We start from the raw sequence: 12715 nt of genomic DNA, 5'->3' as shown, positions 1-12715 counted from the left end.
TTCCTTGTATCCAAATTATACTGAACCGACTATAGTCTCATTTTATATTTTAACTACTTTATAGCTTTTTATGAGTTTAAAATCCGTACTTAACACAAAATAAGCCACTAGCTACCGATAATAAAAATTAACTAGGATGACAAATTAGTCGCTTTATAAGGATGAGACTATCTGTGCCTAAGTATACAGATGTACAGCGAAATTGTTATGATTGACTGTTGATGCCTTGCAACCGTTGCGCTTATTTGTCAAACTATCATGAAGTGTCACACATTATGGAAGATGACTCTTATTGCCCGTATAGATGGTCGTTATAGACGATTATTTATATAGGTCATAATAATTAAAAAGGATGAACACTATGACCCAGAAATCATTTCCTATCGCCGCCGACTTCATGGCTGCTGCCAATACCACGCCTGAGCAGTACCTCAAAGACTACGAACACTCTATCGAATCAACTGAGACAAGTGATGCTTTTTGGGCGAAGCGTGCTGAGCTAATCGATTGGATCAAAAAACCCACCAAAATCAGCAACGTCAATTATGATCTAGATGATTTCCATATTAAGTGGTTCGAAGATGGTGAACTGAATATCTCCGTCAATTGCCTTGATCGACATATGAAAAAAAGCCCTTACAAGCCCGCCATCATATGGGAGGGCGATCATCCCTCACTACATAAAATTATCTCTTTTAAAGAGCTATATGAATCAGTCTGTCGTCTAGGCAATGCACTGCGTAAGCTTGGGGTCGGAAAAGGCGATCGCGTCACGCTATATATGCCGATGATACCAGAAGCCATGATAGCGATGCTGGCATGTGCGCGTATTGGCGCGGTGCATTCAGTGGTCTTTGGTGGGTTCTCTGCGGAGAGCTTGGGCAATCGCTTAATCGATAGCCGCTCAAAAGTCGTCATTACTGCTGATGAAGGCCTGCGTGGTGGCAAGCATACACCGCTCAAAGCCAATGTCGATCACGCGTTAGATATAGATGGCACGGACAGTGTAGAAAAAGTCATCGTCGTCCATCGCACGGGTAGTGCCATACCGATGAGCGGTCGCCGTGATGTCTGGTATCACAACCTGATAGACGGTGAATCAGAGCACTGCGAGCCTGAAGTCATGAATGCCGAAGATCCGCTGTTTTTATTATATACCTCTGGTTCAACGGGTAAGCCCAAAGGAGTACTGCATACCACCGGCGGCTATATCACCTATGCACTCTCTACCTTTCGTGATGTTTTTGATATCAAAGAAGACGATGTGTATTGGTGTACGGCAGATGTGGGCTGGATTACTGGTCACACATACTCAACTTATGCACCGCTTGCCAATGGCACAACGACAGTCATGTTCGAGGGTGTGCCAGAATATCCAACGTGGGCGCGCATCGGTCATATCGTCGACAAGCATGACATTACGATTTTATACACCGCACCGACAGCGATTCGCGCGATGATGAAAGAGGGTGATGCTTTTGTACGAGAATCAGATCGTTCAAGCCTACGCTTGCTTGGTTCGGTTGGAGAGCCTATCAATCCAGAAGCATGGGACTGGTACTATAATGTCGTTGGTGATGGCAAATGTCCAATCGTCGATACGTGGTGGCAAACCGAGACTGGCGGTATTTTGATGGCACCTATTCCAGGCACCGTTGATCTCAAGCCAGGTGCAGCGATGACGCCACTATACGGTATCAAACCAGAGATTATCGATGGTGATGGTGCGGTACTAGAAGGCGCTGCAGAAGGAAATTTGGCGATTAACAGTAGCTGGCCGGGGCAAATGCGTACCATTTATAATGACCACACACGCTTTTTGAAGACCTACTTTAGTGATTACCCAGGTTTTTACTTCACCGGTGATGGTGCCCAGCGCGATGAAGATGGCCATTATTGGATCACAGGCCGCGTCGATGATGTACTCAACGTTGCCGGACATCGTTTGGGCACTGCGGAGATTGAGAGCGCGGTGGTCGCTCATCCTGCTACTGCTGAGGCCGCTATCGTCGGTATGCCGCATGAGATTCGCGGTACAGGTATCTGCGCTTTTATCATCCTGAAATCTGGTGAAGAAAAAACAGACGCACTCAAAGCTGAGCTAAAACGTCATGTGCGCACTGAAATTGGCCCAATTGCCACTTTAGATGCCATCTATATGGTTGATGCGCTACCAAAGACGCGCTCAGGAAAAATCATGCGCCGTATTTTGCGTAACCTTGCGGCGGGACAGTATGTTGGATTGGGTGATTTGTCTACGCTTGCAGACAGCTCAGTGATCAATCAGTTGGTCGATGTGGTCAAAGCTGGTCGCGCAGAGAAGGCTGGTTAATAGCGTTAACAATGGTGGTTTAACACTAGCTATTTTTGTTCGTCTATCACCGCTAAATAAAAGCCATGTTATCGAGGGTAGCATGGCTTTTTTACGGAGATAATATTGATATTGAAGCCTTTCAAAGGTTAAATATGATTGATAGACATATTATTCAAAATATCCCTGCCATTGTTATGTAGTCAGTGCAAAGTAATATCGATATCAGCAGTATCGTAGCGTTCTTGGGGTATTTTGACTAGTTTTAGGATATTTTGAATATAAGTCTTTTTTTATCAAATAATTTACAAGGTCTACTGTCATTATGACTGATCACACTTTACTCTCAACTGATGAATCTCTCCCAAAAATAGCCATCATCGGTGGTGGTTTGACAGGATTGTTGACCGCCACATTACTAGAGCGTGCCTTTATTCAAAGCACAGACATTCAAAGCACAGACCAATCCTCTATACCGCAAATAACCATTTTTGAAAAGTCACGCAGTGTAGGGCGCTTAGCCACCCGTTATCGTACTGATAGTCAAACTGGTAAAAATTGGCAATGGGCATTTGGGGCGCAGTTTTTTACCGCAAAAACGCCTAGCTTTCAGCAGTTTATTGCACCTTGGCTTGAGACTGATTTGTTACAACCATGGTGTGCTGAGGTGGTTGAGTTAACGGCAGCTAATGACAATACTGAGTCATCTGATATACAGCACAAAGATGAATGGGGTACTGCCCAAGCTCGCTACATCAGTACGCCAAAAATGACCAGTTGGGGGCGCGCATTAGCCGATGATTTGCAACATACCAATATAAAATTCAAAACTCGCGTCGCACCCCTTGCGCAATATCCCCAAAACCAAACCGATGACAAGACTGAGCTGTTCGATGAGTCTGGCAACAGTCTCGGCTGCTTTGATTGGGTAATTTGTACCGCGCCAAATGGTCAAGCGCTAGAGCTGATGGCAGAGAGCGGTTTTACGGAATCAGCCAACATCGCCAAGCCAAAAATGCAGGCATGTTATACCTTAATGTTAGGCTGGGATGAGGTGCAATCATTACCTGCAACATTGACCAGTCAAACACCATCAAGGTGGGACGTGGCTTACGTAAATAATTCACCATTAGACAGAATATTCATCGAGCATCAAAAGCCTGCTCATAACGACTTGCTGCCCAGTGTCACCATTCATGCGCGTAACGACTGGTCAGAGACACACGTTGATGACGACATCGACACCATAACAGAGCAGTTATTGCAAGCCGCGCAGCACGCGCTGCATTGGGATGATGAGACAGCACCACGCCAAGTAGACTGCCATCGCTGGCGTTATGCAGCAACGATTGTCGATAATAACGAGGCACTGGGTATCTTGGTCGATCCACAACATCAATGGGTTGTCAGTGGTGACTGGTGCGGACAGGGCAATATAGAAAGCTGTTATCAAATGGCAGTAGAAACGGTTCAGGCAATCAAGCAATTAACATAATGATGAGCAAGATATCGTGACATCGTCAATTCTATATCAATTAAATACGGTGTCAGGCTCATTTAGCCTACTATTTGTCGTGCTTTTAATCGTCTTGCTTGTTTCTTCATTTTACAATTCTCAGCACCTTTTTAAGTTGAAAAGTAAAAAGGCTAACGTAACGACGTTATTCATAGCCTTTTTAGCTATACCAAGGATTTACAGACAAAAAAAGAGCCCACAGAGGAGGTGCTGTGGGCTGAGGAAAACTGATCGTGTAGATTGACTACAGGGCAGTGATGATGACTTATTATTATTGGTTTTCTTTGCTATTGTTTAACTAAGATTAGGGTAATAATGGAGAATTCAATGGGTGCATATATTTGCTTACAACTTTAAGTGTACAACTGTTTTATTACCTTCGCTATCATAGCGCAAATAGTTCTCATTTGGTTATTTCAGTTACATGACATTACGTTTCTCGGTATTCTCATCCCTTGCTATGCGTTGAGCAATTATTGCTGAACGAGGAATTTGGTTTAGCAAATTGCAGGTGTTTACGACGTGTGAGTGTGGTATAAAATAGACAGCGCTATCACTATTTCAGCAGTGGATAGTCAAGATTGATGTATTGAGATAAAAGTAATGGCTGTCTTTAAGTACGAGCAGTAAAACAATACATCAAGAGATGGCATGACGACGTGCTGGAAAAATGCTAAGCTATCCGCCATTATTATGTCTCTATTAAACTGGGTTTGCCATGACTGAGAATACGCAAGTGCATACGCAGGAGCCGTCAAGTACACAAAATACCAAAAGTATTTTTAACTTGCCCAATAACCTTACTATCGCGCGTATCCTAATGATTCCGCTGTTTGTGGCGATTGCCTATTGGCCACCAGCCATGGGTATCGGGATGCCAGCCATTTCAGATAATGTGATTGCCCGAGTTGGCATGAGTGAATTCAGCGACAGCTTATTGCGGCACTTGTTACTGACTGGTGTGTTTATCATCGCGGCGATTACCGACTGGTTGGATGGCTACTTTGCGCGGAAGCTCAATGTTATGTCGGCGTTTGGGCGTTTTTTAGATCCCGTTGCGGACAAGCTCATGGTCGCCGCTGCGTTGATTATATTGGTTCAGTGGCATCCCAACATCATTATGGCGATAGCAGCGATTGTGATTATCTCGCGTGAAATCGCGGTATCAGCGCTGCGTGAGTGGATGGCAGAATTGGGTAAAAGTACCAGTGTCGCCGTGTCCTATGTCGGCAAGCTAAAAACGACCTTTCAGATGGTAGCTATTACGGTGTTACTGCTCAACTGGGAATCGCTCGAAATGATTGGCTATGTATTGATGGTCGCTGCTGTGATACTGACGTTGTGGTCTATGATGATTTATTTAAAAGCTGCTTGGCCATACCTCAAGCAAAGCGGTTAAGTTCATAACCTTAGTATCAAAAACATAAATGTTAGACAACAAAAAACGCCAGTCGCATTAGCCACTGGCGTTTTTGTATTCTACTATTCTACTTTTAAATAACGGTTTCTTATAACGTTACTAATTTTTATAAAGTCACTGAGTTATTTTCGCCCAGATTGGTCGCTTTTTTGCCATCCATTACGGCAGCGGTGGTCATCTTAAACATATTGACCACTGAGCTACCGCTCAACCAATATTCGGCACCATGTGGTACGACTTTGATTAGCTGGACGTTTGGATCTTCTTTACCTTGCTCGTAGAATGCATTGTAGATTGGCGACCATAGCTCATCGAGCTTCTCTTGGTCTTCTACCAACTCTGCTTTACCATTGATTGAGACATAGTCTTTTGCATCTTGGCTGACATAGGCCAAGTTCACTTGTGGGTCTTTCTGGATATCGCTGACGGTTTCAGTACTCTTATCACCGATGAACCAAATCTCTTTTGCGCCGATGCTCGTCTCGCTCGTTGTCATTGGGCAGGCATGTAGATGGCCTTCGTGAGTGCGAGTCGTCATCATGGCAAATTTCACTTCTTTTACCAAAGCTTGTACTTTATCGATATGGTCTTGTCTACTCATAGGGGATTTCCTTTTCTTTATAGTTAATTGTTTATAGTAGTTTTTATTTGGGCAAAGTGTATTTGAAATATCAAAAACAATAATCGTCCCAACAACTGGAACTAGAATACCGAGTTGTGACCACACATTTATATAGGCGACCAGTAATGCGATGTGAGTGTTTGTAAGGAGTATGAGGGTTAGGTAAAAAGTGTGACGCTGTGTATTTTTGCTGTCTGATTATCCAGTACAAAGTTGAAAGGGTAGCGATTAGGCCTTAGCGCAAGCTTGCTATTCTGTAAATATCTGATAGCAGAAGAGCGCAACCTATCAGCAATTTATCTTGGTTTAGACCTGCTTATTACAGGGCTTCTTGTTATAATACGCAGACCATTTACTTAGCATGGCAGAGATGCCTTGATCTTACGGATTATGCCTTTATGATGACCATCGCCGGACAACCGTTTCTTACCGATTTTCAGACGCAGCAACTCATCAGTCAGTTCCAGCAAAAAACCGAGCTCAATGTCAGTCAAATAAGTACCCAGCAAGTGTATGTGCTATCACGCAAGCTCGAAGGTGATGAACATAAAAAGGCGTTAGACCTACTCGCTGTTGACAGTGCGACAGTGCTGACTGGTACGCAGGACAATCAAATACAAGTCATCGTTGGTCCACGTTTTGGCACGATTTCGCCATGGGCAAGTAAAGCGACTGATATTTTTAATAACTGTGAAATTGAGCTCAACCGTGTTGAGCGTGTGGTTGTTTATACCCTAACAATCGATGGTGAAGTGGGCGAAAAACTACCAGTAGACGCTGAGCAGTTGTTGTTTGACCGTATGACGCAGAGCTTGGTTTATGATTTGAATGATTTGAACAAATTGTTTGATGATGAGCAACCAGCATCATTGAATCATATTGATGTCATCGGACAAGGTCAGTCAGCATTAGAGTCTGCCAATACCCAGTTTGGTTTTGCATTATCAAGTGAAGACATTGATTATTTGATGAATGCGTATGTCAATGAGCTAAAGCGCAATCCAACTGACGTTGAGCTGATGATGTTTGCACAGGCAAACTCAGAGCATTGCCGTCATAAGATTTTCAATGCTGAGTGGACGGTTGATGGTATTGTGGCGCCAAAGTCATTGTTCCAAATGATTAAGAATACTTACCAGTCGAATCCACAAGGTATCTTATCTGCCTATAAAGACAACGCTGCGGTGATGGCAGGGTCTGACGGTATGCGTTTCTACCCGATTCCGACTGACGCGATGGACGTAAACTCTGCCCATCCTTATGACTTCCATCAAGAAGAGATCGACATTCTGATGAAAGTCGAAACGCATAACCATCCAACCGCCATCGCCCCTTATGCAGGTGCTGCGACAGGTGCTGGTGGTGAGATTCGTGATGAAGGCGCAACAGGTCGTGGCGGTAAGCCAAAAGCAGGTCTAACAGGATTTCACGTATCACACCTACATATCCCAGAGCTCGCTGAAAAATGGGAGCAGTCAGGTCAATTGAGTACTCAGGCTTATGGCACGCCAGATCGTATGGCAACCAGTCTTGAGATTATGACTGAAGCACCACTCGGTTCAGCCAACTTCTCAAACGAGTTTGGTCGTCCTAACCTATGCGGTTATTTCCGTAGTTTTCAGCTTGATACGTCAGCGGCAAAAGACGGCAGCGAAATGCGCGGCTATCATAAGCCAATCATGCTGGCAGGTGGTTATGGCAATATCAAACGCAACCTCATTGAAAAAAACGCCATTCAACAAGGTGATTTATTAATCGTCCTTGGTGGCCCTGCCATGCAGATTGGTCTGGGCGGTGGTGCAGCGTCTTCAGTTGATAGTGGCTCACTTGATGAAGGCTTGGACTTTGCCTCAGTTCAGCGCGATAATGCTGAGATGGAGCGTCGTTGCCAAGAAGTGATGGATCGCTGCTGGGCACTAGCGGGTAATGATGTCGATGCGAGCAATAATGGCAAAGACGGCAACCCTATCGTGTCATTGCATGACGTGGGCGCTGGCGGTATCTCTAATGCGATGCCAGAGTTGGTCAATGACCACGAGATGGGCGCGGTGCTAAACCTGCGTAAAATTCCTTCGTTAGAAGCTGGCATGTCACCAATGGCCATCTGGTCAAACGAAGCGCAAGAGCGTTATGTCCTCGCGATTCGCCCAGAAAGCGAAGCCCAATTCGATGCCATCTGTGCGCGTGAGCGTTGCCCGTATGCCATCTTGGGATCAGCTACAGATGTGCGTCAGCTAGTCGTTGACGATACGCTATTGGATGAGCAGCCAGTTGATATGCCGATGCAAGTATTGCTCGGTGGCACGCCGAAGATGAAGCGTAGCTTTGAGCGTTCTGATAGCACGTTGCCAGCATTAGAGCTGGGCGATGTGAACCTAGCCGAATCAATCACTGATGTGTTGCGTCATCCAACGGTCGCTAGCAAATCATTCTTGATCAGCATTGGTGACCGTTCTATCACGGGTATGGTCGTGCGTGATCAGTATGTGGGTCGCTATCAAGTGCCCGTATCGGATTGTGCGGTGACGGCATCAGGCTTGATTGCGCTAGATGGTCAGGTGATGAGCGGTGAAGCGATGAGTATCGGTGAGCGTACACCAGTTGCGTTAATTAGCCCACAAGCGTCAGCACGACTTGCAATTGGTGAAGCGATCACCAACATCGCTGGTGCGCGTATTGCTCAGTTGTCTGATATCACGATGTCAGCGAACTGGATGGCAGCCTGTGGTGATGATGCAGAAGATGCTGCATTGTTTGACGCGGTATATACAGTCGGCGAAGAGCTGTGCCCAGCACTGGGTATCGCGATTCCAGTCGGTAAAGACTCGCTATCGATGCGTGCCAACTGGACTGACAACGACAATGGCGACAGTCAAGACAAATCAGTCGTATCACCAATGAGCTTGGTGATTACTGCCTTTGCTCCTGTGGTTGATGTCGCAAAAACGCTAACCCCTGAGCTAATCAATGGCGATAGCGCGTTCTACCGTATTGACTTATCTAAAGGCAAGCTACGTCTAGGTGGTTCAATTCTTGCGCAGACGCTTAGCCAATTAGGTAACGACTGCCCAGATTTGGCGCAGCCAAGCGATTTGGTCGACTTCTTTAACTTTGTCCAAGCGGGTAACGCGCAAGGCGTCATCAGCGCCTATCACGATATCGGTGATGGCGGTCTACTAGCGACTATCGCTGAGATGCAGTTCACCAGCCGTCAAGGTATCAAGCTGTCATTGACGGATGATAACTTACTCGGTCAACTGTTCAGTGAAGAATTGGGTGCGGTCATCCAAGTATTGCCAGAAAACGTCGCTGCTCTCATGCAATTGGCAGAAGAGTTTAACGTTGCTGACATGCTGAGCCTCGTTGGTCAAAGCTCGGAAGAAGACAGCTTACTTATCCAAACGCCAACGCTCATGGGTGCCGACACTTTACGCTTTAGCCGTACTGAATTGCAGCAAGCTTGGACGCAGGTCAGCTATCAAATCGCGCGTCGCCGTGATAATCCAGCGTGCGTACAGCAAGAGTATGACTTGATTGCTGATGCGAGCCATAAAGGCCTAATCGCTGCGCCAAACTTTGATCTCAATCAAAAAGTTGAAGAGCCTTACCTCAACAGTCGCGAGAACAAACCAAGAGTCGCAATCCTCCGAGAGCAAGGCGTCAACGGTCAGACAGAGATGGCAGCAGGCTTTACCCAAGCTGGCTTTGAAGCAGTCGATGTACACATGAGCGATCTACTCAGTGGTCGCATCAATCTACGTGACTTCGACGGTCTGGTCGCTTGTGGTGGCTTTAGTTATGGTGACGTACTCGGCGCAGGCTCTGGCTGGGCAAACTCTATCTTGTTCCATGACGAGCTACGCATGCAGTTTGTCCGCTTCTTTGCCCGTCCTGATACCTTCTCATTAGGTGTCTGTAACGGTTGTCAGATGATGGCTCAGTTAAAAGACCTCATCCCAGGTGCAGACAACTTCCCACGCTTCATCGCCAACCAATCGGCTCGTTTTGAAGCGCGTACGGTCAACGTAAAAGTTGAGCGTACCAAGTCTATCCTGTTCAAAGGCATGCAAGACAGCATCTTGCCAATCGCTGTGGCGCATGGTGAAGGCTATGCCACACTAGACAACAACGAAATCGACGGTATGGCAAAACACGGTCAACTTGCGATGCGTTATGTCGATAGCCAAGGTCATCCAACCGAGACTTATCCGCTCAATCCAAACGGTTCTGTCGGCGGTGTCACGGGTCTGTGTAGCACTGATGGTCGCGTCACTATCATGATGCCGCATCCTGAGCGTAACCTAAAAGCCTATAACCACAGCTGGAAACCAGAAGAGTGGGATGAGGACGGCGCGTGGATGCGTATGTTCCGCAATGCCCGAGCTTGGTTGCGCTAGTCGCTACTCAGACCTCTAGTAATTGCTTATAGTTTTAGATAGCTGTTTTTTAAAATAAGAAGGTGGGCTTAGGCTCACCTTTTTTGTGTTTAAGATTTGAGTGTTTGGAGAAGGGCTAGCGTTTATACCGTGTTTTCACAAGTATAGGTGGTGACACCCATGCTAAAATTGCGGTTAACAAAGATTAAAATCAGGCAAAATAAGGAATAAGAAAATGTCAGGAATTATAGATATAAACGAGCTATTGGGTTCTATGCAACCAGCATTGATTGATGAATTATTCGTGTTTTGTACCGTAAAAGGTCAACTGGCTGAATACGTAAACCTAGCGCCAATAGCGACATTTGTGGAGACAGAAGGGCTGACTCTGGTTTTGACAAAAGACAAAGCTGATGAGACAGATTTGCATTACGAGGGCGTGTTTCGGCAAATCACTCTGATGGTGCATTCAAGTTTAGAAGCGGTAGGTCTAACCGCGGCAGTAGCAACCAAACTGACCTCAAAAGGTATCAGTGCCAATGTGATCGCTGCCTACTATCATGACCATATATTTGTGTCGGATGATAAGGCGGAGCAGGCGATATCTGCGTTAAAAGAGCTGAATGATATATAACGTTTTTTGACGCCTTCAGTTGCTTCGTTAAGATTAACTGAGTTAGTTTGCAATACTGCTTTAGACAGCTATTTTCTAAAATAAAAAGGTGGGCTTAGGCTCACCTTTTTGGTGTTTAAGAAGTGGGGAATTATTCCTGAGAGGCTTTAAAAAATTGCACTGCAGTTTTAGCTTCGTAAGTGAAAATTCCTTAAAGAGAATTTTCTCTACCGTTGATATCTGCCAGTCTGGGCTAAAACGTACTTTCTAAGAACCATTTTGTAATAAATTAATCTGAGATTTAATTGGAATCGGTGCGTTGGGTGCATCCTAGAGACCGAAGACAGATAGATTTGAATAAGTATTTATTTAAATTATAATTAAGAATTTTGATTTTTCGCTCGTATTTGGAATCCATTGCATAGTGGAAAAATCTGAATCAACTATATAATCTTCTATTAAAACTTCTTCATGAAGAAACTCAACTTCATTTTTAGTTTGTTCAGCTAATTCTTTTACTTTCGATAGATACGGATAGCCATATACTGATTCATAACCGCTAAGAAATTGCTCTGAATCTCTGAATTCCCGAAACAATGGCCAGTCGTGATATGCAATTTCAATTACTAACTCACCCACTTTTCCTATTTTATTCATAATTTCTTGTGCTTCATCATATTCATAATTTATAACTGTGTAAGCTAGTTTGAAATCAAGAAGCGTTGCAGACCAGTCTTTCGTATCGAGTAGACTTTTAGCCTCTTTTTTCTTGTCTATTGCATTTAGAGCAATAGCATGGTTAATTAAAAACATTCTTTCCATTGATTCTGTTGAATTATTTCGTAGATTCTGTGCAAAATTACCAATCGTAATAGCATTCAACCATTCTTCTTCATGTAGAAAGTCGAAAATTTTCTCATTAAGATGTCCGTCTGCCTGTTCTATTTCATCATTAACTACTTTTCGCCAGAGCGTTTGCCCAAGCATAACTCCTACTTGAGCAACAATCATACAAGAATGAAATAAATACTCAGTTCCTACTTCAAGTTGTTCACCTATATTTTTTTCTGATTCAAATTTGTAACCAACTTCTTTGCATATATCTATGTATTGCTTACTTACAACACCATCACAATGTGTGAATAAATTTCTTCTTTGCGATTTTTCAATAAAAGAAGGCCATTGCTTAAACTTTGTAAGTGTAATTTTAAATTGATTCTCAAGGCTTTTGAACTGCTCTTGATAGCTTTTCCTTCTTATTGCTTCAATTTCTTTATCTAAAAATGATTGACGTAGTTCTTCAATAGAACTGTATTCAAGAACATCTGAAATTTTAATTTCTTTATTTATATTCAAATATAGTTTTGGCTCTTTCCTAAATAGAACTTCAACTAAATCACCGATAAATTTGTCAAAGGATGAAAAAAGGCTAACGAATAAGCTTTTTTCGAGCGTTTCAACTGGGGATGAACCTACATGCCTTCTAATCTTTCTTAAAGCCTTTCTTAGATCTTTCTCAGATACTACCTTGTTTTCTTTGCCGTCTACTGTTTCCAAAGTATTGATTATATTTTTATACTCATGGAATAGTTCATTTGTTTTATCATTATATCGTTGAGCAGCTTCAGGGATATATTCTGATGCACATTCCTCAATATCCATAATTCTATGTAAGAAAATATCAATTACTTCTCCAACTCCATATACTTCTTCCTTGAGAGCTACTTTATCCTCTACGATTTTTTCAGTAGTACTAGAATTCTTGATACTTAGTTCGTCCATATGAAAAGTTCCTATATTTTAAGTACTACGAAGTTTGCTATTTGAAAAAATTGAAGGTAGATAACAGTGATTTTA

7 protein-coding genes are annotated in these 12715 nt (G+C 43.8%); 5 read left to right on the top strand and 2 right to left on the bottom strand.

The features are described 5' to 3' along the window. The first annotated feature begins 361 nt into the window (after window positions 1-361). The 3 genes from acs (at window position 362) to pgsA (ending at window position 5226) form a co-directional block, all read left to right on the top strand. A complete protein-coding gene (gene acs / locus IE130_RS06020) occupies window positions 362-2332 on the top strand; it encodes an acetate--CoA ligase (protein ID WP_189583179.1) in 1971 nt (656 codons plus the stop codon). A 304-nt stretch (window positions 2333-2636) separates the two neighbouring features. Then, window positions 2637-3806 carry an NAD(P)/FAD-dependent oxidoreductase gene (locus IE130_RS06015; RefSeq protein WP_189583176.1) on the top strand — a complete coding sequence of 390 codons (1170 nt, stop codon included), beginning with the start codon at window positions 2637-2639 and terminating at the stop codon, window positions 3804-3806. Between the two features lie 739 nt (window positions 3807-4545). After that, a complete protein-coding gene (pgsA, locus tag IE130_RS06010) occupies window positions 4546-5226 on the top strand; it encodes a CDP-diacylglycerol--glycerol-3-phosphate 3-phosphatidyltransferase (protein WP_189583172.1) in 681 nt (226 codons plus the stop codon). A gap of 127 nt (window positions 5227-5353) precedes the next feature. Here pgsA and IE130_RS06005 read toward each other — a convergent pair whose 3' ends face one another. Further along, on the bottom strand, window positions 5354-5848 hold the full coding sequence (locus tag IE130_RS06005) for a pyridoxamine 5'-phosphate oxidase family protein (RefSeq protein WP_189583168.1): 495 nt from the start codon (window positions 5846-5848) through the stop codon (window positions 5354-5356). A 419-nt stretch (window positions 5849-6267) separates the two neighbouring features. Here IE130_RS06005 and purL point away from each other — a divergent pair, with 419 nt between their 5' ends. Both purL and IE130_RS05995 read left to right on the top strand, forming a co-directional pair. Beyond that, window positions 6268-10266 (top strand): phosphoribosylformylglycinamidine synthase, encoded by a 3999-nt coding sequence (gene purL / locus IE130_RS06000; protein WP_189583165.1) that lies wholly within the window; start codon window positions 6268-6270, stop codon window positions 10264-10266. 214 nt (window positions 10267-10480) lie between these two features. Continuing rightward, window positions 10481-10879, top strand: a complete 399-nt coding sequence (locus IE130_RS05995; protein ID WP_189583162.1) for an ACT domain-containing protein — start codon at window positions 10481-10483, stop codon at window positions 10877-10879. Window positions 10880-11227: 348 nt separating this feature from the next. On the opposite strand, the gene IE130_RS05990 is transcribed toward IE130_RS05995, so the two are convergent. Further along, window positions 11228-12640 (bottom strand): hypothetical protein, encoded by a 1413-nt coding sequence (locus tag IE130_RS05990; RefSeq protein WP_189583159.1) that lies wholly within the window; start codon window positions 12638-12640, stop codon window positions 11228-11230. Window positions 12641-12715: the final 75 nt, after the last annotated feature.

Source organism: Psychrobacter glaciei, from assembly GCF_014652895.1.
Classification (GTDB): Bacteria; Pseudomonadota; Gammaproteobacteria; order Pseudomonadales; family Moraxellaceae; genus Psychrobacter; species Psychrobacter glaciei.
This window is presented reverse-complemented; position numbering and strand designations above follow the sequence as displayed.